The organism is Brachybacterium sp. GCM10030252, from assembly GCF_042666535.1.
In the GTDB taxonomy this organism is placed as follows: domain Bacteria; phylum Actinomycetota; class Actinomycetes; order Actinomycetales; family Dermabacteraceae; genus Brachybacterium.
This window is the reverse complement of record NZ_JBHTDM010000010.1, coordinates 135,788-156,728: the sequence shown is the minus strand read 5'-3', so window position 1 is coordinate 156,728 and position 20,941 is coordinate 135,788. Positions and strand designations below refer to the sequence as shown.

The 20,941-nt window shown below is 69.6% G+C and carries 22 protein-coding genes; 13 read left to right on the top strand and 9 right to left on the bottom strand.

Annotated features, from left to right (window positions below):
* Positions 1-55: 55 nt before the first annotated feature.
* Together ACFQRJ_RS11130 and dnaK are read right to left on the bottom strand one after the other, a co-directional pair.
* Positions 56-754 (bottom strand): nucleotide exchange factor GrpE, encoded by a 699-nt coding sequence (locus ACFQRJ_RS11130; RefSeq protein ID WP_377019151.1) that lies wholly within the window; start codon positions 752-754, stop codon positions 56-58.
* Positions 754-2,628: a molecular chaperone DnaK gene (dnaK, locus tag ACFQRJ_RS11125; protein WP_377019150.1), complete on the bottom strand. Its 1,875-nt coding sequence runs from the start codon at positions 2,626-2,628 to the stop codon at positions 754-756. The genes ACFQRJ_RS11130 and dnaK overlap by 1 nt, the downstream gene beginning before the upstream one ends.
* Before the next feature lie 308 nt (positions 2,629-2,936).
* Here dnaK and ACFQRJ_RS11120 point away from each other — a divergent pair, with 308 nt between their 5' ends.
* The gene (locus ACFQRJ_RS11120) at positions 2,937-3,293 is read left to right on the top strand and encodes a VOC family protein (RefSeq protein ID WP_377019149.1); all 357 of its coding nucleotides are present in this window, start codon (positions 2,937-2,939) and stop codon (positions 3,291-3,293) included.
* 3 nt (positions 3,294-3,296) lie between these two features.
* On the opposite strand, the gene ACFQRJ_RS11115 is transcribed toward ACFQRJ_RS11120, so the two are convergent.
* Positions 3,297-3,998, bottom strand: a complete 702-nt coding sequence (locus ACFQRJ_RS11115; RefSeq protein WP_377019148.1) for a DNA alkylation repair protein — start codon at positions 3,996-3,998, stop codon at positions 3,297-3,299.
* A 115-nt stretch (positions 3,999-4,113) separates the two neighbouring features.
* Between ACFQRJ_RS11115 and ACFQRJ_RS11110 the strand changes: the two genes are divergently transcribed.
* From ACFQRJ_RS11110 to ACFQRJ_RS11090, 5 genes are all read left to right on the top strand, one after another.
* Positions 4,114-4,929, top strand: a complete 816-nt coding sequence (locus ACFQRJ_RS11110; protein ID WP_377019147.1) for a spermidine synthase — start codon at positions 4,114-4,116, stop codon at positions 4,927-4,929.
* Between the two features lie 93 nt (positions 4,930-5,022).
* A complete protein-coding gene (locus ACFQRJ_RS11105) occupies positions 5,023-5,718 on the top strand; it encodes a DUF6318 family protein (RefSeq protein WP_377019146.1) in 696 nt (231 codons plus the stop codon).
* Complete coding sequence (locus ACFQRJ_RS11100) at positions 5,705-6,760, top strand: PKD domain-containing protein (RefSeq protein WP_377019145.1); 1,056 nt, start codon at positions 5,705-5,707, stop codon at positions 6,758-6,760. The genes ACFQRJ_RS11105 and ACFQRJ_RS11100 overlap by 14 nt, the downstream gene beginning before the upstream one ends.
* 76 nt (positions 6,761-6,836) lie before the next feature.
* Positions 6,837-8,549 (top strand): dihydroxy-acid dehydratase, encoded by a 1,713-nt coding sequence (gene ilvD, locus ACFQRJ_RS11095; protein ID WP_377019144.1) that lies wholly within the window; start codon positions 6,837-6,839, stop codon positions 8,547-8,549.
* 6 nt (positions 8,550-8,555) lie between these two features.
* Complete coding sequence (locus tag ACFQRJ_RS11090) at positions 8,556-9,239, top strand: alpha/beta fold hydrolase (protein WP_377019143.1); 684 nt, start codon at positions 8,556-8,558, stop codon at positions 9,237-9,239.
* On the opposite strand, the gene ACFQRJ_RS11085 is transcribed toward ACFQRJ_RS11090, so the two are convergent.
* The 5 genes from ACFQRJ_RS11085 to ACFQRJ_RS11065 form a co-directional block, all read right to left on the bottom strand.
* Positions 9,232-9,795, bottom strand: coding sequence for an AAA family ATPase (locus tag ACFQRJ_RS11085; protein WP_377019142.1), 564 nt, complete (start codon positions 9,793-9,795; stop codon positions 9,232-9,234). The two genes, ACFQRJ_RS11090 and ACFQRJ_RS11085, sit on opposite strands and share 8 nt — an antisense overlap.
* The gene (locus ACFQRJ_RS11080) at positions 9,792-10,394 is read right to left on the bottom strand and encodes a class I SAM-dependent methyltransferase (RefSeq protein WP_377019141.1); all 603 of its coding nucleotides are present in this window, start codon (positions 10,392-10,394) and stop codon (positions 9,792-9,794) included. Before ACFQRJ_RS11080 ends, ACFQRJ_RS11085 begins: the two co-directional genes overlap by 4 nt.
* Positions 10,391-10,918: a hypothetical protein gene (locus tag ACFQRJ_RS11075; protein ID WP_377019140.1), complete on the bottom strand. Its 528-nt coding sequence runs from the start codon at positions 10,916-10,918 to the stop codon at positions 10,391-10,393. Before ACFQRJ_RS11075 ends, ACFQRJ_RS11080 begins: the two co-directional genes overlap by 4 nt.
* A gap of 55 nt (positions 10,919-10,973) precedes the next feature.
* Positions 10,974-12,230, bottom strand: coding sequence for a formamidase (gene fmdA, locus ACFQRJ_RS11070; protein WP_377019138.1), 1,257 nt, complete (start codon positions 12,228-12,230; stop codon positions 10,974-10,976).
* A 61-nt stretch (positions 12,231-12,291) separates the two neighbouring features.
* Positions 12,292-12,579 carry an FmdB family zinc ribbon protein gene (locus ACFQRJ_RS11065; RefSeq protein ID WP_377019137.1) on the bottom strand — a complete coding sequence of 96 codons (288 nt, stop codon included), beginning with the start codon at positions 12,577-12,579 and terminating at the stop codon, positions 12,292-12,294.
* Positions 12,580-12,798: 219 nt separating this feature from the next.
* Here ACFQRJ_RS11065 and ACFQRJ_RS11060 point away from each other — a divergent pair, with 219 nt between their 5' ends.
* Positions 12,799-13,113 carry a hypothetical protein gene (locus tag ACFQRJ_RS11060; protein WP_377019136.1) on the top strand — a complete coding sequence of 105 codons (315 nt, stop codon included), beginning with the start codon at positions 12,799-12,801 and terminating at the stop codon, positions 13,111-13,113.
* On the opposite strand, the gene ACFQRJ_RS11055 is transcribed toward ACFQRJ_RS11060, so the two are convergent.
* Positions 13,097-13,831 (bottom strand): TetR/AcrR family transcriptional regulator, encoded by a 735-nt coding sequence (locus ACFQRJ_RS11055; RefSeq protein WP_377019135.1) that lies wholly within the window; start codon positions 13,829-13,831, stop codon positions 13,097-13,099. The genes ACFQRJ_RS11060 and ACFQRJ_RS11055 overlap by 17 nt on opposite strands.
* Before the next feature lie 105 nt (positions 13,832-13,936).
* Between ACFQRJ_RS11055 and ACFQRJ_RS11050 the strand changes: the two genes are divergently transcribed.
* The 6 genes from ACFQRJ_RS11050 (at position 13,937) to ACFQRJ_RS11025 (ending at position 20,928) form a co-directional block, all read left to right on the top strand.
* Positions 13,937-15,004: an NAD-dependent epimerase/dehydratase family protein gene (locus tag ACFQRJ_RS11050; RefSeq protein WP_377019134.1), complete on the top strand. Its 1,068-nt coding sequence runs from the start codon at positions 13,937-13,939 to the stop codon at positions 15,002-15,004.
* A 32-nt stretch (positions 15,005-15,036) separates the two neighbouring features.
* Positions 15,037-15,528, top strand: a complete 492-nt coding sequence (locus ACFQRJ_RS11045; protein ID WP_377019133.1) for an SRPBCC family protein — start codon at positions 15,037-15,039, stop codon at positions 15,526-15,528.
* 108 nt (positions 15,529-15,636) lie between these two features.
* A complete protein-coding gene (locus tag ACFQRJ_RS11040) occupies positions 15,637-17,004 on the top strand; it encodes a sensor histidine kinase (protein ID WP_377019132.1) in 1,368 nt (455 codons plus the stop codon).
* Entirely contained in the window at positions 16,992-17,633 is a 642-nt protein-coding gene (locus ACFQRJ_RS11035) for a response regulator (protein WP_377019131.1), read from the top strand. Before ACFQRJ_RS11040 ends, ACFQRJ_RS11035 begins: the two co-directional genes overlap by 13 nt.
* Before the next feature lie 394 nt (positions 17,634-18,027).
* Positions 18,028-19,800: a DUF222 domain-containing protein gene (locus ACFQRJ_RS11030; RefSeq protein WP_377019130.1), complete on the top strand. Its 1,773-nt coding sequence runs from the start codon at positions 18,028-18,030 to the stop codon at positions 19,798-19,800.
* Positions 19,801-19,833: 33 nt separating this feature from the next.
* A complete protein-coding gene (locus ACFQRJ_RS11025; protein ID WP_377019129.1) occupies positions 19,834-20,928 on the top strand; it encodes an FAD-dependent monooxygenase in 1,095 nt (364 codons plus the stop codon).
* Positions 20,929-20,941: the final 13 nt, after the last annotated feature.

Genomic DNA, 20,941 nt, shown 5'->3' with positions numbered 1-20,941 from the left:
CCTGCCGGCCGGGTGATGGCCGGCAGGGCCCCGCGCCGCCCCTAGGTGCGACCGGTCAGGCCGGGCCGCGGGTGCTCACCCGCGCCGGTCGCAGCACGCGCTCGCCCAGGGCGTAGCCGGGCTGCATGACCTGCGCGATCGTGGTGGTCTCGGCGTCGTCGGCCTGCTCGTGCATCAGCGCCTCGTGGAGGTTCGGATCGAACTCCTCCCCGACGGCGCCGTAGCGCCTCAGACCGTGCGACCCGAGGGTGTCCTCGAGCTTCTGGGCGATCGAGTGGAAGGGGGTGCCCTCGGCGATGTCGCCGTGCTGACGCCCCAGCTCCACATCGTCCAGGACGCCGATCAGCGAGGTCAGGACACGGCCCACGGCCGCCTCCTTGCCCGCCTCGGCGGCGCCCTCGATGCGCCGGCGCGAGTTGACGTACTCCGCCTGTTCGCGCCTGAGCTGCTCGGTCAGCTCGGTGACCTGGCCCTCGAGCTCGGCCACCCGGCCGGCATCTGCCGGGACCCCGCTGCCGGAGTCATCGCCCTCGGCCGCCTGCTCGTAGAGCTTCGCGGCCTCGGCCTCGATCGGGTCGACGGGCTCGGCGCCCTCCGCCGGGTCCTGCTCGTTCCCGGCGGAGGCGGTCTCCGAGGCGCCGGAGTCACGGACGCTGCCGTCCTCCGGGTTCACCTTCCGCTTGTCGTTGAAGGAGAACCGGGGCTCACCCTCGGGGCGCTGCGCGTCGTCGGGAGTGCTCTGGTCCTCGCTCATCACTTCTTCTCCTCGTCCTCGTCCACGACCTCGGCGTCGACCACGTCGTCATCGTCCGACGAGGTCGAACCGCTCTCGGCACCCTCGGCCCCGGCGGCGCCCTCGGCACCCTCCTGCTCGGCCTGGGAGTAGATCGCGGTGCCCACAGCCTGCAGGGCCTCGTTCAGCGCGTCGCGCTTGGACTCGAGGTCCTCGGTGGAGGTGTCCTCGCTGGCGAGGGACTCCTTGGCCTCCTTGATGGCTTCCTCGGCCTTGGTGCGATCTGCATCCGGCACCTTGCCCTCGTTGTCCTTGAGGACCTTGTCGCCCTGGTAGACGAGCTGCTCGAGGGTGTTGCGGGCGTCGGCGTTCTTGCGGCGCTCCTCGTCCTCGGCGGCGTGGGCCTCGGCGTCCTTCACCATGCGGTCGATGTCCTCGTCGGACAGGGCGGAGCCGCCGGTGATCTGGATGGACTGCTCGTTGCCGGTGCCGCGGTCCTTCGCGGTCACGTGCACGATGCCGTTGGAGTCGATGTCGAAGGTGACCTCGATCTGCGGGATGCCGCGGGGAGCCGGGGCGATGCCGGTCAGCTCGAAGGTGCCCAGCATCTTGTTGTCCCGGGTGAACTGACGCTCGCCCTGGAACACCTGGATCGCCACGGAGGGCTGGTTGTCCTCCGCGGTGGAGAACACCTCGGACGTCTTGGTCGGGATGGCCGCGTTGCGCTCGATGAGCTTGGTCATCACGCCGCCCTTGGTCTCGATGCCGAGGCTGAGCGGGGTGACGTCCATGAGCAGGACGTCCTTGCGCTCACCCTTGATGACCGCGGCCTGCAGGGCCGCGCCCACGGCGACGACCTCATCGGGGTTGACGCCCTTGTTGGGCTCCTTGCCACCGGTCAGGGACTTCACGACGTCGGTCACAGCCGGCATACGGGTGGAGCCGCCGACCAGGATCACGTGGTCGATCTCGGAGACCGAGATGCCCGCGTCCTTGATGACCTGGTGGAACGGCGCCTTGGTGCGCTCGAGCAGGTCGGAGGTCATGTCCTCGAACTGAGCCCGGGTGAGCTTCTCGTCGAGGTGCAGCGGCCCGTTCTCGGTCATCGAGAGGTACTGCAGCGAGATGTTCGTGGAGGTCGAGGAGGACAGCTCCTTCTTCGCCTGCTCGGCGGCCTCCTTGAGGCGCTGCAGAGCGATGCGGTCCTTGGAGAGGTCCACGCCCTCCTTGTTCTTGACCTGGGAGATCAGCCAGTCGACGATCTTCTGGTCCCAGTCGTCGCCGCCGAGGCGGTTGTCGCCCGCGGTGGCCTGGACCTGGATGGTCGAGCCCTCCTCGTCCTTGCTCACGCCGAGCAGGGAGACGTCGAAGGTGCCGCCGCCGAGGTCGAAGACGAGGATCTGCTCGTCGTCGTTGCCCTTCTCGAGGCCGTAGGCCAGGGCCGCGGCGGTGGGCTCGTTGACGATGCGCAGCACGTTGAGGCCGGCGATGGTGCCGGCGTCCTTCGTGGCCTGGCGCTCGGCGTCGCTGAAGTACGCGGGGACCGTGACGACCGCGTCGGTGACGTCCTCGCCCAGGTAGGACTCGGCGTCGCGCTTGAGCTTGCCGAGGATGCGCGCGGAGATCTCCTGCGCGGTGTACTTCTTGTCGTCGATCTCGGTGCTCCAGTCGGTGCCCATGTGGCGCTTGACCGAGGAGATGGTGCGGTCGACGTTGGTCACGGCCTGGCGCTTGGCGACCTCACCGACCAGGACCTCGCCCTGCTTGGAGAAGGCGACGACCGACGGGGTGGTGCGAGCGCCCTCGGCGTTCGCGATCACGGTGGGCTGGCCGCCCTCGAGGACGGAGACGACGGAGTTGGTGGTACCGAGGTCGATTCCGACGACACGGGACATGAGTGCCTGCCTTTCTGCGACGGGAACGCCGCAAACGGGTTCGTGCGATGCCGGCCGCCGTGGGCCGGCGGCAAGCCTTGAGCTGTACGCACTCAAGTAGAGGACCCGTCGCGATCGTTGTCAATCCGGGACGCATCGAACTTGAGTACACCCGACTCAACTACGGGGATGCGCCGCACATTCCCGATCCGGAACGGCGTGACGGAGACCACGTCTTTGGCGTAGGTTCGCGGTACGAGACGATCCGTCGGACGATCCGGCGGGAGCCGATCCGTCGGACGATCCGGCGGGAGCCGAAGGAGGCATAGATGCCCGCGATCCGAGCCCTCACGGCGCTGCTGCCGGACCCTTCCCGGGCAGCACGGTCGCTCAGCACCGTATTCGGCTGGAGCGTGGAGAGCGACTTCGGGACGTTCGCAGCGCTACAGCTCCCGGGAGACGTCCCTCTGTGGATCAACGCCCCGGCGGACGGCGAGCCCGCAACCGGCAATCTCGTACTGCACCTGACAGCCGACGACGTCGACGAGTCGTTCCGCGAGGCCGTCGCGTGCGGCGCCCGCGCCGTCCGGCAGCCACAGGACATGGACTACGGCGAGCGCTCGGCCTCCGTCACCGTCGACGACGCTCCTGGTCTCGTCTTCGACTTCTCGCGCCCGCTCACGTAGATCTCAGGAGATCGCCTCCCGGCGTCGCACCATCTCGTCGATCCAGGCCGGGGCATAGGGCGATGTGCAGTTCGGGGGCGTGGGGTAGTCCTTGAGCACCTCGAGCCGCTCCCCGATCCGCCGCGCCCGCTCACGCAGCTCCGGCGTGTGGATGCCGATCTGCGCTAGGCAGTGGTTCATGGACCATTGCAGACGATCGGGGGCGTCCTTCATCTCGGCCTCGATGATGTCCAGGAGCCGGGACTGGTCGATTCCGTGCGGGTTATTCACCACCCGGTCGCTGGTCAGCGCCCAGCCGGCGCTGGCGACGACCGGATCCGGGCCCGCCGACCACGCCTGGCGGAGCTCCTCGCGGTGTGGGCTCTTCTTGACGATGTAGTTCACGAGCCAGTCGTGGACCTTGGGAGCGCGAGCCTCACGCAGCATGGCGTCGAGTTCATCGCGGCCGAACTCCTTGGGCCGCGAGATGAGCACGGCGAGCAGTTCGGCAGAGGTCTCGCCGGTCGACCACAGCTCACGGGCAAGATCGGGCTGCGTCTTGAGTCGCTTGGCAAGGGCGCGAAGCGCGGACAGATTCACGCCATGGTCGTCGCCGCGCTTCTCGTTGACGGCCCGAACTCGCGGGTCCTCGAGCGAGGCCAGCTCCTCCAGCACCTCGGCCGCCACCGCGGTCAGGTCGTCGGCATCCTGCTCGCGATCGGCCAAGTGCTCGTCCTTCGGTCTCGGAGTTACGCGCAGGATACGTGCAGCCACCGCGAGCGGCGTCGCAGGCGACGCCCTCAATCCGCTGACCTCCTCCCGTGTCCGCGACAATGTCGCCATGTCTGCATCCGACCTGCCTCCCTCCGCGCGCCGCACCGTGCAACTGAGCACCTCCGACCAGCCAGCGTGGATCGTGAAGGACGAGGTCGACGGCGGCTGGGTCCTGCAGATCGGCGGGGTGGAGCAGTCCCATGTCGACCTCGAGGATCCGACGCACCTCGTGCACGAGTACCTGCGGCGGATGGCGAACGTGCTGGACGAGGCATGGCCGCGTCGCCAGCCGATCCGGATCGCACACCTGGGGGCGGGCGCCCTGACCCTGGCGCGGTACGTCCAGGCCACCCGGCCGGGTTCCGCGCAGGTGGTCGTCGAGATAGAGCGCGAGCTGCCGACGCTGGTGACCTCCGCGCTGCCCCTGCCCACCGGGACGGATCTGGACGTGGTGATCGGGGATGCCCGCGCCGAGCTCGCGGCCATGGGAGTCCGACGATTCGAGGCGATCGTGCTCGATGTGTTCTCCGGCGAGTCCTCCCCCGCCCATCTGGCCACGCAGGATTTCTATGTGGAGGCGCTCGAGCACCTGACGGACGACGGCGTATTGCTGGTCAACGTCGGCGACGACGCCGGCCAGCAATTCCTCGCACGTCAGGTGCGCGAGCTCGAGGAGGCGGCGGCCGCGCGCGGCCTCTCCGGGGTCTGGACGCTGACTCACGCAACGCTGTTGTCGCATCCGGCCGACGGGAACATGGTGCTTCTCGCCGGCGGGGCACTGTCGTCACCCGAGGTCGAGACGTGGCGGGCGGCGTGGAAGAAGGCCGGCCCGCACCCGGCCGCGGTGCTCGACCCCGCCGAGACGGTCGAGGCCTTCGGCTGAGCCGGTTATCCACAATCTCTGCGACTGGAGGACGCGGGAGACGCGGGCCAGATAGCGTGCAGGTGACCTGACGCACTCCCGGAAGGCATCTCCATGCCCCGTCGCCTGTTCTCCGCCGCGGCCGCCGCCGCTCTGACCCTCGGCCTCGCGGCATGCGGCGACGGTAGTGACGGCCCCGTCACCAGCCCGCCCCCTGACGTTACCGTCACCGGCGGTGGCAGCGACGGCGGAGGTGCCAGCGACGGAGGAGGCTCCGATGGCGAGGGCGCGCCCAGCGACGGCGGAAACTCCAGCGATGGCGGCGGCAACGGCGAAGCGGACCCGAGCGCAGCCGCCCCCGATATCCCCCCTCCCGATCCTGCGGAGTATGCAGGCATGGACGAGCACACGCCGGAGGGCGCGGAGCAGGCGTTCCGGTATTACATCGCCGTCTCCATGTGGGCGCACCAGACGGGGAGCGACGAACTACTCAAGACGCTGCAATCCGATGCGTGCGAAGGCTGCGCATACTTGAACGAAGACCTAAAGCAAATTGCAGACGGCGGACATTATTGGAGCGAGGTCGAAGTGACTGACATCGCCACAGCAATCCATGAATCACCCAACTTTGAACACGAGATCGGATACGAATTCGAGCTTGGCCCACACTCCCGCCCGAGCCCCGACTTCTCTGGTCGACAGAATGTCACCCATCTCGAGTACACAGCTATCGGCGGGATGAGCTGGACGTCTGGAGAGTGGACTGTCAGCGAAATGAGCATTGAGTGGAGCGAGAATGCTCACAGCTAATCGACACATCCACCGAAAACACAATCTAGTCACGATCTTTCTCGCCGCCATCATTCTATTTTCCGCCCCACTCAGTGCCGAAGCAGACGACCCGCCAGTAGAAGGAAAATTAACGCCAGAAGAAATTGCAGCGTCTCTGGAAGATGCCACGACAGACTCGGGCGAGTCTACCGACTCCTCATCGACGACAAACGATTCATCGGATGGAAACGCACCAAAATACAGCTATGTCTGGGAAGCCGTTTCCGCATTCGACGATTGCGAGATGTCCGCCGACGCCGCGTGGCAGTGCGACCCGGACGCTGCATCCTGCGAATCAGACAGCGCGCCCATGCGCGGCAATGGCGACGTCATGTACAACTCCAGCGGTGGCGGCGGCGGAGGCGACACCGACAGTGAGGGAGTCACGCAGCGCGGCACGCGTATCGACAACGAGACTGGAGAAGAAACCGACATGGGGTTCCGGTGCGCCATGCCCGGGTCTCCTGAGATGGCCGAGGCCGAACCGATCGTCATCACTGTCACCCAGAGCGATTTCGCGCAGATGCCCGTCGATCCGCTCAAGCCTCATGCCGGACCGGTCGATGGCTGGCTCCCGGTGAACATGGTCAACGTGCTCTACGCCGAGGCCGAGTCCCAGGAACTCGAAGTCACGCTCCTCGATACCCCCGTCGCCGTCCGAGCGACGCCCGTCTCGTACCACTGGGACCTCGGCGACGGGAACACGATCACCACGGACAACCCCGGCGAGCCATACCCCTCCGAGGCCGTCTCCAGCACGTACACGCAGGAGGGCTGGTACGACATCACCCTCACCACGACATTCACCGGGCAGTTCTCCGTGAACGGCGGGGAATGGCAGGACATCGAGGGCTCGATCGAGATCGAATCGGAGTCCGTGCCCGTCTACTCCAAGTCCTTGGAATCCAGGCTCGTCAACGGCAACGTCCCGGTCGACGAGGAGGAAGACCCCTGGATACCCGGGCGCACGACAGACACCGAAGGCCCCAAAGACCCCAGCGCCACGCACCGCACGATCTGAGGCACCATCCGGCCGTACGCCCGACACGCTGGAGACGGCGTATACATCCCGTCAGCTGGGTCATAGGCTCGCCACCATGACCGCCAACGACGACGCCTCACCGGACATCAAGCCCCGTAGCCGCCAGGTCACCGACGGCCTCGCCGCCACCGCGTCCCGCGGCATGCTGCGCGCCGTGGGAATGGGCGATGACGACTGGGACAAGCCGCAGATCGGGATCGCGAGCTCCTGGAACGAGATCACGCCGTGCAACCTGTCCCTGGACCGTCTCGCCCGCTCCGCGAAGGAAGGCGTCCACGCAGGGGGCGGATACCCGCTGCAGTTCGGCACCATCTCCGTCTCCGACGGCATCTCGATGGGCCACGACGGGATGCACTATTCCCTCGTCTCCCGCGACCTCATCGCCGACTCGGTCGAGACCGTCATGCAGGCCGAGCGCCTCGACGGCTCCGTGCTGCTGGCGGGCTGCGACAAGTCGCTGCCGGGCATGCTCATGGCCGCGGCCCGCTTGGACCTGGCCAGCGTGTTCGTCTACGCCGGCACGATCATGCCGGGCCGCGTCACCCTCACCGACGGCACGGAGAAGGACGTCACCCTCATCGACGGCTTCGAGGCCGTCGGGGCCTGTCGGCGAGGGCTGATGAGCCGCGAGGACGTCGGCCGCATCGAACGCTCCATCTGCCCCGGCGAGGGCGCCTGCGGCGGCTATTACACCGCCAACACGATGTCGACCGTGGCCGAGGCGATCGGCATGTCGATCCCGGGATCCGCCACTCCCCCGTCGGCCGACCGTCGCCGCGATGCCGACGCCCGCCGGGCCGGCGAGGCCGTCGTCGGCATGCTGCGCCGGGGCATCACGTCGGGCGACATCATGACCAAGCCGGCGTTCGAGAACGCCATCGCGGTGGTCCAGGCGTTCGGCGGCTCCACCAACGCCGTTCTGCACCTGCTGGCCATCGCCCACGAGGCCGGGGTCGACCTCACCCTGGACGACTTCGCCCGCATCGGCGCGAAGGTCCCCCACCTCGCCGATCTCAAGCCCTACGGCCGCTACGTCATGAACGACGTCGACCACGTCGGCGGCATCCAGGTGGTCATGAAGACCTTGCTGGACGAGGGACTACTCGATGGCGACTGCCTCACCGTCACCGGCCGCCCGATCGCCGAGAACCTCGAGGTCCTCGCACCGCGCCCTGCTGACGGAACAGTGCTGCGCCCCGCCTCGGCGCCGATCGCCCCGACCGGCGGCATCACGATCCTGCGCGGCTCGCTGGCCCCCGAGGGCGCCGTGGTGAAATCCGCCGGGTTCGAGGCCGATGTCTTCGAGGGCGCTGCCAGGGTCTTCGACCGCGAGCAGCAGGCGATGGATGCCCTGAACGACGGCACCATCACCCACGGCGACGTGGTCGTGATCCGCTACGAGGGCCCCAAGGGCGGCCCCGGCATGCGAGAGATGCTCTCGATCACCGGCGCGATCAAGGGCGCCGGGCTCGGCAAGGACGTGCTGCTGATGACCGACGGGCGCTTCTCCGGCGGCACCACCGGACTGTGCGTCGGCCACATCGCGCCGGAAGCCGTCGACGGCGGCCCGATCGCGTTCGTCCAGGACGGGGACCGCATCCGGCTCGACGTCGCCAGCGGCGCCCTGGACCTCCTGGTCGACGAGGTCGAGCTGGCGCGCCGGCTGGAGGGCTGGACTCCCCTGCCCCCGAAGTTCACCAAGGGGGTGCTCGGCAAGTACGTCACGCTCGTGAAGTCCGCGTCCAAGGGCGCGATCCTCGGGGACTGAGCGGTCATGGCCACGTTCGTCCTCCTCCACGGCGCCGGCGATGTCGGATGGTCCTGGCACCTCGTCGAGGCCGAGCTGAGGGCGCGCGGGCACGACGTCGTGGCGCCCGACCTTCCCTGCGAGGACGAGGCCACAGGCCACCGGGAGACCGCAGACGCGGTCATCGGCGCCGTCGGCGATCGGCAGGACGTCGTGGTCGTCGGTCATTCCTTCGGGGGTTTCACGGCCCCGCTCGTCGCGAGCTGGATGCCGGCGCGAGTGCGAGGACTCGTCTACCTCGCCGCCATGATTCCCGCTCCCGGCGAGCGCGCCGGCGATTGGTGGTCGAACACCGGCTACTCGCAGGCCGTCGAGAACCAGGCCGCGCGTGACGGCGGCGTGACCGGCCACGAGGATCCCTTCGTCAGCTTCTTCCACGGGGTCCCGGACGAGTTGGCGGAGGAGGCGATGCGCCGCTCGCGCGGTCAGTCCAGACGGTCCTTCGAGGATCCGTGGCCGCTCGAGGAGCATCCGCAGGTCCCGACGCGGTTCCTCCTGTGCCGCGAGGATCGCTTCTTCCCTGCGGACTTCCTGCGCCGCCTCGCCCGCGCGCGACTCGGAGTCGAGGCGGAAGAGGTTCCCGGGGGCCACTGCGTCGCCCTCAGCCACCCCCGGGAGCTGGCCGACGCCTTGGAGACCTCGCTCAGCTGACTCCGGTGAGCAGTCGTCGAAGAACTGCCGCGGTCTCCTCCGGGCTTCCGCACGCGTCGACGCGATGGGCGCCCGGGCGCAGCGCGAGGACCTGATCGATCGAACGCACCAGGTCGCCCGCGTCGGCCGGGCCGACGAAACGGTCGTTGACGGTGTGCTCCGGCCGGTCCGGCCGTTCGCGCCGGCCTGCCAGTCGCCGTGCCAGGGTCGATTCGTCGAGAACCAGCACGGCCTCGATGAACCGGGCCCTGCGCGCGGCGGCGAGACTCTCGAGCTCCTCGAGGAACGCCGTGCGCGCCAGATACTGCCCGAGGACGACGTCGTAGCCGTCGGTCAGGTGCCGATCGATCATCGCCACTGCGAGTCGGCGGGCCTGCAGCCCTGCGGCCGTGGGATCGCGTTCCCAGGTCCCGAGGGAGTGCTTGATGGTGTCGATGTCCAGCGCGAGCGCCAGGGGGCGCTCGGCCGCGAGCGTCGAGGCGAGAGTAGATTTCCCGCTGCCAGGTGCACCGCCGATGAGCATCAGCGTGGGCGTGGCGGAGATGTGTTCCTTCATGCCTGACTCCCGGGGCGCCGAGCTGTGATCGCGGCGTGGGGCCGCACGCCCGGATCTTGGCGCTGCTCCACCTCGAGCACGTCGAATCCGGCGCATCCCAGCAGCTCGGCCATATGAGCGGCAGGCCAGTACTGGGCGGTGGCCACGGCGTGGTCGAACGCCTCCTGGCACGGCCCGTCGAAGAAACCGAGCAGGAGCGTCCCGCCGGGGCGCAGCGCGTCGTGCAGGATCGACAAGGTCTCGGGCACCTGGACCGGATCGAGATGGATCAGCGAATACCATGCCAGGACCCCGCCGTACCTGCCCGGCTCGTGGACCAGATCTCCGAAGGATCCGGCTCGATAGGCGACTTCGGGGTGGGCCCGGCGGGCGATGTCCAGGAATTCGGGCACCGGGTCGAGGCCTTCGACGTCGTGACCGAGCGAGGCCAGGTGCGCGGTCCAGTGCCCGGGCCCGCACCCGGCGTCGAGGATCGGCCCGTGCACCTCGGCCGCCCACGTCTCGATACGGTGGCGGTCCGTCGGAGCCATGGCATCGATGCTGCCAAGGAGGTCGGAGTACTCCTGGGCACGCCTCGAGTAGGCATCGACGGCGCTCATGAGGCGCGCCAAACTTTCTGCGCGGCGGACCAGAGCTCGCGGGCGCACTCAGCGGGGGCGGCGTCTGAGGTGGTCCGCACGAGTCGCTCGGACGGAAGAATCTGCCGCAGCATCGCGGCATCCTGGCGTGCGTCATCGGTCAGGAGTTCGCTCTCCGAGCGCGCCCGAAGGCGTGCTGTTCGCACGTCGTCGTCCACCTCCCAGCCGAGCAGTCGCAGATCCGCCGGGTCCTGTTCTGGCCCTGGGACCTGGGTGAACAGCAGCATCGGGAACCCCGCGCGGGTGACGATGTCACTGATCCGGTTCCACAGACGATCGTAAGCGGGCCAGATCGGTGCCGCTGTCGGGTCCGCGATCCTGACCCCGAGCAGTTTCCCGTCCTGCAGGATCTCGTCGATGTCAGCGACGGCGGCTCGACCGTGCGCAAGCTCCACGAGGTGGGGCAGCACGGTCGTCTTCCCGGTTCCCGGTGGCGCCGCGATGCGTACGAGCTCGTCAGAGCACGTCGGGCTCGTCCTCGTCACTCCGGCCCTCTCCACGTCAGTTTCACCGAGCATCCGCGCAGCGGGGCCAGCCCCGTCACCCGATGCTTGCGTGCGGCGCGCCGATACCCGGATCGATCTTCGGCGCCTCCCCCGAACCGGGTCGGATGTCGATGTCGAAGATGTCCAGCGGCAGGTACACCGTTGCACAGGCATTGGGGATGTCCACGACGCCGGAGAAGCGGCCTTCGATCGGGGCGGCACCGAGCAGTAGATACGCCTGCTCCTTCGACCACCCGAAGGTCGAGAGGTAGTCGATGGCATGCAGGCACGCGCGCTGGTAGGCGAGATGGGAATCGAGGTATCGCTGCTCGCCGTCCAGCGTCACGGAGGTGCCGGAGAAGGAGAGCCACTGACTGTGCTGGGGCGCCGTGGTGCCCGGCATGAAGATGGCGTTCTCGGTGACGCCGTACTTGTCCATACCGCCCTCGATGACATCGACGTGGACGTCGATGAACCCTCCCATCTCGATGCCGCCGCAGAAGGTGATCTCACCATCTCCCTGCGAGAAGTGCAGGTCGCCCACGGAGAAGTTCGCGCCGTCGACGAAGACGGGATAGAAGATGCGGGTCCCCTTTGTGAGGTTCTTGATGTCCTGGTTGCCGCCGTTCTCCCGCGGTGGTGCCGTGCGGGCGGCCTCTCCCGCGACACGATTGCTCTCGCCCTCGGGCACATCGCCGAGAACCGCCCCGTCGGGCTCCGGAGGTAGCGCCAGCGGCGGAACCCGGTCGGGGTCGGTGGCGATCAGTGCGGCCTCGCGGTCGTTCCATGTCGTCAGCAGCTCGGGCGAGGGCGCGGTGCCCATGAGTCCGGGGTGGATCATGCCGGTGAATTCGACGCCCGGCACGTGCCGGGACGTGGCCCGATCGCCCTGGAAATCCCAGACGGCCTTGTAGGCATCGGGGAACTCGTCGGTCAGGAAGCTGCCGCCGTTGCGCTTGGCGAAGATGCCCGTGTAGCCCCACCCCTGCCCGGCCAGGGGCCCCTCATCCTCCTGCGGGATCGGGCCGACGTCGAGGATGTCCACGATCAGGAGATCGCCGGGCCGTGCACCCTCGATCCGGATCGGCCCGGACAGGGCATGGACGGTGTTCAGCGGAGCCGACGCGATGTCCTCGGCGGAATCATCGTTCTTGATGTATCCGTCGAACCACTCGCGGCAGTCGACGCGGAAGGTGTCGCCGGGCCTGACACTGACCGTCGGCGGGATCTCGGGATGCCAGCGGTTGTGGCCACGCTTCTGCTGATCGGTGAAGGCCTTCGTCGAGTCCAGCGGGAAGACGTTCTGGGGCATGATCTCTCCTTCCACGGCGGCGGAGCCGATGCCCGGTCCCACCGGATTGGGGTGATGCGGTTCAGGGGCGAGGCAGGCGCGCGTGGCGAGGGTCCGTCGTCGTGGGGGCGGAGTTCCCGGACCCCGTGCCGGGGATCCGGTCCACGACCCCCGGAGCATCCGCACTGGCCTGGGTGCGTTCGATGAGCTGCGCGCGGTCGAACCCCAGCCGGCCGAGCCGGGCCGAGCTGATCAGCCGGACCGAGGCGCCCCCGCACGCAGGGCACGTCGCCTCGCGCGCCTCGGCGTTGATCGGGAGCATCACTTCGTGCACGTGCGAGCTCTCGCACCGGAATTCGTACAGCGGCACCTCGACCTCCGAGCCTCGCCGTGCGCGCGGCCGCCACGCGGACCGATCACGTGACGTGCGTCATAACCATTGCCACTCTAGCCTGCTCGCCGACCAGCCGTACAGGAACACTGGAGCCGTGATGGCGACGTGATCCGGCGGCCCGCACGGCGGACGCGCGGCGCAGCCGTGCTCCCGGCCCGCCGCCCATCTGTCGGAGCCCGTCCGTAGCGTCCAGGCATGGCTCAGAGGATCGCGAACATCGCAGACCCGCCGAGCACTGCGCTGCGCGAGCGGGAGCAGATCCGGGACCTGCTGGTCGGGGAACGCCCCGATCTCGCGCAGCGGATGCAGGTGGGCCCCAGCGGCGCGCTGGTGATCCCGCTGCCGACGGGCGGCAGCATCGAGATCGGTCGGATGCGCCGGCGCGGCGCCGCACGCTGGGTGGTGGTCTCCCCGGAGGCCGACCGCGCCCGCCTGCGGGAGCCCGCGAGCGTCGGGGCGGTCGCCCGCACGGCGCTGGCAGCGCTGGATCGAGTCAGCGAGGCGCGATGAGGTCGGCCAGCATCGGGATCTGGACGTCCAGGATCTTCTCGCCGACGGCGACGGCATCGGGTCCGAGCTGAGCGAACACGTGGGCGCTGATGATGCCGATCAGCCCGCTCCAGGCGGTGACGGCTCGGGCCGCCGTGGCGGCATCGGCTCCCACGCCGAACTCCTCGAGGCTCTCTGCCAGCAGTGACTCGACCTCGGGCGGCATATCGGGCCGGGCACCCGGAGGTACGGCGCCGTCGTAGGAGCCCGCCGTCGAGGCGTCGGCCGCGATCGCCAGCACGGTGCCGATGGTGCGCGTACCAGCGGCATTGGTGGTCTCGGCCGGAGCGGCGTAGTCGCGCACCGGTGTGCCGTAGAGCAGCGTCCACCGCTCCGGTTGGGCGATGGCCCACGCCGCCATGGCCTCGCCCAGCGCGATGAACCGCGCGCGCGGATCGTCCCCGGCGCCGGCGACCGCCTCGTCGGCCGCGTCAGCCAGATCGCTGTAGGCCTCCACGATCAGCAGGGTCAGCAGCTCGTCACGGCTGCTCACGTAGCGGTAGATGGCGGAGGAGACCATGCCCAGGCCGCGCGCGATCTCGCGCACGCTGAGCGCCGCCGGGCCGGATGCGGCGAGCTGCGCGTTCCCGAGCTCGACGATCCGTCGCATGGTGCGTTCGCGCGCCTCGGCGCGCGCGGTGCGGGGCGGCCGGGCATTCGCGGTCTCGCTGGCGGGCATACGGCCATCCTGCCACAGACAGAGAGCACCGCTCTTGACTTCAACCCGAGAGCAGTGTTCACTGATTCCACAACAGAGAGCAGCGCTCACACTTTGGAGGCCGTCATGCATCACCTGGTTATCGGAGAAGGACAGATCGGGCGCGCGATCATCGAGCGCGCCCTCGCCGACGGGGACGAGGTCACCGTCCTGCGCCGCACCCCCGTCCCGCCGTCCGCCGGCATCGGCCGGGTCACGGGCGACGTGCTCGACGAGGCGGCGCTGGCCGAGGCCATCTCGGAGGCCGACGCCGTCCATGCCACGTTCCACGCCGTCTACGACGCACGGGTCTGGGAGCGCGACCTCCCACCGCGCGAGCGCGCCGTGCTCGATGCGGCGGCCGCGCGAGGGATCCCCGTCATCTTCCCGGAGTCGATGTACGGCTTCGTGGGAGAGGCCGGCGATCTCGTCGAAGGTGCCGCCCCGACGCCCCGCGACGCCAAGGGCCGGGTGCGCATCCAGCTGCTCGAGCAGCGCCGGCAGCATCCGGCGCGCACTGTCAGCATCATCGCCTCGGACCTCATCGGGCCGACGGCACTGGGCACCGGAGCCGCCGTGGTCACCACGATGCTCATCGAACGGATCGCCGCCGGCTCCCGGCCGCTCCTCTTCGGGTCCGCGAGCGCCCCGCATACATTGACCTACATCCCTGACCTCGCGGTCGCGATGCTCCACGCCGCCCGGAACGCCGAGCGCCTGGCAGGCGGGGCCTCTGCGCCTGATGGCGCCGGTGGTGATGCCGTCGTGCACGCTCCGTCGGCCCCTGCCCGTTCGCAGTCCGAACTGATCGCAGCCGCGTCCGAGCTGCTCGATCAGCCGGTGCGTCGGCCCGTGCCGATCCCGCGCGTCGCGCTGCGGATGCTGGCAGCGCTGAACAGCTTCGCGCGCGAGCTGCACGGGATCTCCGGGCTCTGGTACGCGCCGGCGGTCCTGCGTCCCGGTGTCCTGACCAGCCAGGAGGACCTGGCGCCGACGTCGTGGACCGACGCGCTGCGGGACACCGCGCAGGCGGCACGGGCGTCACAGCTGGCGGGGTCGGCGGGGACGGCAGGGGCGACGGACCCGCGCAGCACCGTCTCGGAGAGCACTGCGTCGCAGGGCGCGCCTGATACGGAGCATCCGGTCGGCGCGTGAAGACGCAGGAGCCGGCTGCTAGCGTCGGCGGCATGAGCGCCACGCCGGAGAACGCAGGGAAACCAGAGAACTCAGAGAACGCGCAGCGGCCGACGAGGACGGAGCCCTCCACCGCCGCGGGCTCCGCCAGCGCGTCCGTCCACCTCGACGTCGTCATCGAGCGGCCATGGCGCGAGGTGTACGACTACGTCAGCGATCCGCGCAACCTCCCCCGCTGGGCGGCGGGACTGGCCGGCGGCGATGTCCAGCGCGAGGTCTCGCAGTGGTCGATGAACTCTCCGATGGGCCGCGTGCTGGTCAGCTTCGTCCCGGAGAATGCCTACGGAGTGCTCGACCACACGGTGACGCTGCCCGACGGCGAGTCGACGCTGAATCCGATGCGGGTGCTGCCGCTGGACGAGCAGCGCAGCGAGGTGCTGTTCACGCTGCGCCGCGGCAGCATGTCGGATCAGGAGCTGGAGGAGGACGCCTCGGCCGTCTCGGCAGATCTGGCCGAGCTGAAACGCGTGCTCGAGAACAGCTGAGGCGACGTCCCCTGCTGTGGGGCGGAGCCGCCGCTGTCGGGCATGCCCGACAACCACCGGCCTGGTGACAGGATGGGGCCGGCGAACATCCGGCGGCAGAGTTGAGGCATGAACACGATGACCATGCCCCGCAGCGTCGAAGCCCCAGGCGCCGACGCGTCCGGCCCCGACGTGCCCCGCAGCACCGAGACCCACGCCCCGCAACGCTGGTCCCTCGGCCGCTGGGCCTCACGGATCGGCCGCTTCCTGGCCTACAGCTTCATCGCCCTGCTTCTCGGCACCGTGGGGTTCTCCCTGGTGATCTCCTTGCTGGCGGCGGGCGCGGGCACCGCCATCATCTGGATCGGCCTCGCGATCCTCGTGCTCGGGGTTGTCGCCGCTCGCGGGTTCACCATGGCCGAGCGTGCGATCCAATCCGGCCTTCTCGGCACGGAGCTGCCCACGCCGGCGGCGAAGCCGGCTCCGGCCGGGGCCGGCCGGATGCGACGCCTCCTCACCCCGCTCACCGATCCGCAGTCGTGGCTGGATGCGCTGTGGATCCTCGTGAACTTCCTGCTCGCGCTGGTCACCTTCCCGCTCGCGCTGGCGTGGACGCTCGGCGCGATCGCCACCGTCGGCGGCCCCATCTCGACCCTGATCCTCGAGCAGGTCCTCCCCGACTCCACCGGCAACGGGCTCGCCGAGCTGCTGGGCTTCACCGGACGAAACGCGCTGACGGTCGATATCGGGCTGCAGATGCTGTGCGGGCTGTTCTTCCTGCTCACCGTCGGCCCGCTCGTACGCGGCTTCACCGCTGCCCACCAGGCAGTGGCCCGCGGGCTGCTCAGCTCGCGCTACGAGGAGCAGCAGCAGCTGCTGCGCACCCAGGAGTCCCGCGCCGCCGGGCGCACCGCGGAATCCACCGCCCTGCGCCGCCTGGAGCGCGACCTGCACGATGGCCCACAGCAGCGCCTGGTGCGAGCCTCGATGGACCTGGCACGGGTCGAAGCTCTGTCGGTCAACGACCCCGAGCGGGCGCAGGCGGTGCTGCGAGAGACCCGCGAGCAGCTCGGCCTCACGCTCGATGATCTGCGCCGCCTCTCCCGCGGCATCGCCCCGCCCGTGCTCGTGGACCGGGGCCTGGCAGCCGCCCTCACCGAGCTCGCGGCCATCTCCCCCCTCCCCACCAGCATCGAATGCCCACAGCTGGATCTGCCCGATCATGTCGACATCGGCATCTACTACGTGGTCTCCGAGGCGCTGACGAACGCGGCCAAGCACTCCGAGGCCGACTCCGTGCACGTGGAGATCACCCGGATCGGCGATGATGCACGGGTGAGGATCGAGGACGACGGGCGAGGAGGCGCCGAGATGCGCACCGGCGGCGGACTCGCCGGGCTGGCCGGCCGGGTCGCGTCCCTCGAGGGGCGACTGACCGTGCATTCACCGGAGGGAGCCGGCACCCGGATCGAGGCGGTGATCCCGTGCGGGTCCTGATCGCCGACGACTCGGCCCTGCTGCGTGAGGGGCTGCGGCTCCTGCTCGAGGACGCCGGGCACACCGTGGCCGGCACCGCGGCGACCGGCACCGAACTGGTGGTGCGCGCCCTGGAGCTGCGGCCCGACCTGATCATCTCCGACATCCGCATGCCGCCCAGCCACACCGACGAGGGTCTGCGCGCCGCGCAGGAGATTCGCAGGGCCTGGCCGGAGGCGCCGATCATCCTGCTCAGCCAGTACGTCGTGATCGGCTACGCGACCGAGCTGATCGAGAGCGGCGAACGGGCCACGGGGTACCTGCTGAAGGACCGCGTGTTCGACATCCGCTCCTTCCTGGACTCCGTCGAGCGTGTCGCCGACGGCGGAGTCGCCATCGATCCGGACGTGGTGGGCCAGGTGATCGCCTCGCGTCGCCGGACGCCGCTGGATGATCTGACCCAGCGGGAGCGGGAGGTGCTCGAACTGATGGGCGAGGGCCTGACCAATGCGGGCATCTCGCAGCGGCTCTACATCAGCGGCGGCGCGGTCGAGAAGCACACCCAGCGACTGTTCGCCAAGCTGGGATTGAGCGAGGATTCGAGCGTGCATCGCCGCGTGACGGCGGTCCTGACCCTGCTGGGCCGCTGAACCCACCCTGCAGTTCTCGTTCCCGATCCGGTTGCGGTACCTGTTCCCGTCGGCACGGCCGGCCCCACCGGGACCATTCCTCCCCAGTACACGGTTTTCCCCAGAGAAATAACGGACTGGACGAATGGACTTTCGTGTGGTCGCGATGCCGTAGCCGCGGTGCGACTACGGTGCGTGGCACCGCCCAGGCCTCTTCGTCCCGCCGCCTGCCAGCGGAACCCCTGGCCACCTGCGCGTGGTGCAGCGGAGCTCAGGGCCAGGGCGTCGCGTCACGGAGGCTCGGATCATTCCTCCCCAGCGACCACTTCTCCACCATTTCGTCCACATAGGAAAAGTTGTCCACACATTTGACCGCGGCCTATTGGCGGGTTTCGAATGTGCGTACGCTCGAGGCATGGAGCACACGAGTTCGAGCAGCAGCGGGGAGGCCGACGGGCACGACGCCCGGCCGGGTGAGACCCCGCCGGGCGGACGTGCGCAGGCCGGACCGGAAAGGGGCGCACAGCTCCGCGACGTCGCGCGCCGACTCGCCCGGTTCGAGGGACACGACGAAGCCGGCTCTCTGGTCGCCGAGGTCGTCGACGCCGCGCTGCAGGCCTTCACCCGGACCACGTCGGTGCGCGATCCGCTCCCCTCCACGGTGCCCGGCACGCCGCAGGAAGCACTGGCCGTGCTCGCCGGCCTCGATCAACTGCGTTCCGCACTCTCGGCGATCGACGCCCGCTGGCAGGTCGAGGCCGAAGCCCGGATCCGCGCGGCGGACAGGGACGCTGACGTGGACGAGGACCAGCAAGGGCGGAGCGCGGCGCACGAGATCGGCCTGGCGCGTCGCGTCTCCCCCTCGTCCGCCTCCCTCTCCCTGGGTTCGTCCCGTCGGCTGGTCGAGCAGCTGCCGGGGGTAGCTTCCGCGCTCCGGGACGGGGACGTCACGCAGCAGCAGGTCGCCGCCCTCTCCGGTGCGCTCGACGGAGCCGAACCTGCCACGTGCGCGCGGATCGACGAGATCGTGAGCGAGGACCCGCAGTCGCTCCAGGGCATGGGGCCGCGACGGGTACGCCGCGGCGTCCAGGAGATCATCCAGCGGATGGAGCCGCACAACTCCCGTGCGCGGGCGGAGCGCGCGGCGCGAGCGCGGCACGTGAGGATGACTCCGCTCAGCGACGGCATGGCGCGGGTGACCGGCATCCTGCGCGGCGTCGACGCGAGCGGGATGATGCAGACCCTGAACCGCGGCGCACAGTCGCTGAAGGCCGGCGGCGCCAGGGAATCCGTCTCCGCGCTCGAAGCCGATCTGCTGGTAGCGGCCGTCCAAGACGGACCAGGATCGGACCGAGCCGAACCGGGCGTCACCCAAGAGGGCGACGCGCCCTTCCGCAAACCCAGTCGTCCCGCGCAGGGACTCGATGTCGGAGTCATCATCACCGACACCGCCCTGCTCGGGCGGGACGACGAGGCGCAATGCGCGCAGCTCGAGGGTTACGGCGCGATCCCCGCGCACATCATCACCGACACCCTCCGCGGCACTCCCCCGGGTTACCTGCGGGGCAGCGAGGACAAGCACCCCGACGAGGACGTCACCGCCTTCTACCGGCGTCTCTACACCAACCCCACCACCGGCGAGCTGACGGGAATGGAGTCTCGCGCCCGCGTGTTCCCCGCCGGCCTGGCGCGCATGATCCGATGGCGTGATGTCACCTGCCGCACTCCGTGGTGCAATGCGATCATCCGGCAGATCGACCATGCGCGGCCGCATCACCAGGGCGGGCCGACCAGCTATGCCAATGGTCAGGGGCTCTGCGTGCGCTGCAACCTGCTCAAGGAGCACGGACGGTGGGTGCTCACCCCGCTGACGTCAACCGACCCCGCTGCGACAGGCCGCGCTCCCACGACCGCCGACCCGACGGATCCGACAGCGCCCGCTGCGACGGACCCGCGTGGCTGGGCTTGGCAGAGTCCTCATGGTGCCCACGCCACCTCCCGGACACCCCGTCTGCTTGATCCGCCGGCCCCGCGTGAGGCCGGCGCGGCCCGGGACGAGCCGTTCCCCTCCGAATCAGCGCCGTTCCCCTTCGACTCCGCGGTCCCCGACGCGCATCAGGCTCGCCCGCTCGGTGCAGAGCCTCCGGACGACCCGGTTCCCCCACCTCGCCGCCGGCCCGGCCGATAGAGTCGCGCCCATCAGGTGGATGGAGGACGAGACATGCACTCCCCGCTCACGGTGCGGATCCTCGGCGCCGGCGTGGCCGGGCTGGCAGCGTCGATCGCACTCGCCGAGGACGGACACCACGTCGAACTCATCGACGAACGATTCGACGCTCCGCCGATCGGCACTGCGCTCGGTCTGTTCGGCTCGGCGCAGCGCGTGCTGGCACGCATCGGAGTGCTCGAGGCCGTCCAGGCCGGCTCCACCGCGCCGCTCGCCGGCACCATCCGTGGCGTCGACGGTCGTGCAGTGGCCTCGCTCCCTGCCGGCGAGGCACTCCTGGTCTCCCGCTCCCACCTGGTGCGGACTCTCCAGCACGCCGTCCCGGACACGGTCCGGTTGGTCCGGCGGCGGATCGAGGACGTGCGTCCGCTGCGCGAAGGCGCCGATCTGCTCGTCGGCGCCGACGGCGTCCACTCCCTGGTGCGGCGATCGGGGTGGCGCGGCCGCACCGCCGCCCGCAGCCACCACATGACCGTACTGCGCGGCATCGCGGATATCTCTCCCCCGGAGATCTCCGAGACCTGGGGCGGCGGGTGGCTGTTCGGCATCACGCCGATCGCCGGTCACCGCACGAACTGGTTCGCTTGTCTTCCCGAGCATCGCACCGCGTCGGTCAGCGAGGATCTGGAGCACCTGGCCGCGACCGTCGGCGGGCATCGCGACCCGATCGACGCCGTCCTGGCGGCCGCGCGCCCTGGCCAGACCCTGGTCCATGGAATCCACACAGCGCCGCACGTCCATCCGGTGCGGGAGAACGTGGTGCTCATCGGCGACGCGGCTCACGCGATGGCGCCGAACCTCGGCCACGGCGCACATACCGCCCTGCGGGACGCGGAGGCTCTTGCCGCGTCGATTCGCGACCGGCCGACCACACTCAGTTCGACAGCATCCGGTGCAACAGCGTCCCCGCCGCCGCGGGAGCTTTCGCAGGCACTGCGCACTTACGCGCTGCGCCGTGCTCTCGCCGGCCATTGCTGGCGGCTGGCTTCCGGGGCCATGATGCGGCTGGCGATGATGGACGAACGAGCAGGTCTGCGCGATCGCCTGCTGAGGTCAGCTGCAGAAGTCAGGACGGTCCGGGCGCCCTAGGGACGCCCCGGAA

Coding starts and splice junctions, on each gene's coding strand:
- ACFQRJ_RS11130 (WP_377019151.1), bottom strand. CDS start 754: ATGAGCGAGGACCAGAGCACTCCCGACGACGCGCAGCGCCCCGAGGGT.
- dnaK (WP_377019150.1), bottom strand. CDS start 2,628: ATGTCCCGTGTCGTCGGAATCGACCTCGGTACCACCAACTCCGTCGTC.
- ACFQRJ_RS11120 (WP_377019149.1), top strand. CDS start 2,937: ATGCCCGCGATCCGAGCCCTCACGGCGCTGCTGCCGGACCCTTCCCGG.
- ACFQRJ_RS11110 (WP_377019147.1), top strand. CDS start 4,114: ATGTCTGCATCCGACCTGCCTCCCTCCGCGCGCCGCACCGTGCAACTG.
- ACFQRJ_RS11105 (WP_377019146.1), top strand. CDS start 5,023: ATGCCCCGTCGCCTGTTCTCCGCCGCGGCCGCCGCCGCTCTGACCCTC.
- ACFQRJ_RS11100 (WP_377019145.1), top strand. CDS start 5,705: ATGCTCACAGCTAATCGACACATCCACCGAAAACACAATCTAGTCACG.
- ilvD (WP_377019144.1), top strand. CDS start 6,837: ATGACCGCCAACGACGACGCCTCACCGGACATCAAGCCCCGTAGCCGC.
- ACFQRJ_RS11090 (WP_377019143.1), top strand. CDS start 8,556: ATGGCCACGTTCGTCCTCCTCCACGGCGCCGGCGATGTCGGATGGTCC.
- ACFQRJ_RS11085 (WP_377019142.1), bottom strand. CDS start 9,795: ATGAAGGAACACATCTCCGCCACGCCCACGCTGATGCTCATCGGCGGT.
- ACFQRJ_RS11080 (WP_377019141.1), bottom strand. CDS start 10,394: ATGAGCGCCGTCGATGCCTACTCGAGGCGTGCCCAGGAGTACTCCGAC.
- fmdA (WP_377019138.1), bottom strand. CDS start 12,230: ATGCCCCAGAACGTCTTCCCGCTGGACTCGACGAAGGCCTTCACCGAT.
- ACFQRJ_RS11060 (WP_377019136.1), top strand. CDS start 12,799: ATGGCTCAGAGGATCGCGAACATCGCAGACCCGCCGAGCACTGCGCTG.
- ACFQRJ_RS11055 (WP_377019135.1), bottom strand. CDS start 13,831: ATGCCCGCCAGCGAGACCGCGAATGCCCGGCCGCCCCGCACCGCGCGC.
- ACFQRJ_RS11050 (WP_377019134.1), top strand. CDS start 13,937: ATGCATCACCTGGTTATCGGAGAAGGACAGATCGGGCGCGCGATCATC.
- ACFQRJ_RS11045 (WP_377019133.1), top strand. CDS start 15,037: ATGAGCGCCACGCCGGAGAACGCAGGGAAACCAGAGAACTCAGAGAAC.
- ACFQRJ_RS11040 (WP_377019132.1), top strand. CDS start 15,637: ATGAACACGATGACCATGCCCCGCAGCGTCGAAGCCCCAGGCGCCGAC.
- ACFQRJ_RS11030 (WP_377019130.1), top strand. CDS start 18,028: ATGGAGCACACGAGTTCGAGCAGCAGCGGGGAGGCCGACGGGCACGAC.
- ACFQRJ_RS11025 (WP_377019129.1), top strand. CDS start 19,834: ATGCACTCCCCGCTCACGGTGCGGATCCTCGGCGCCGGCGTGGCCGGG.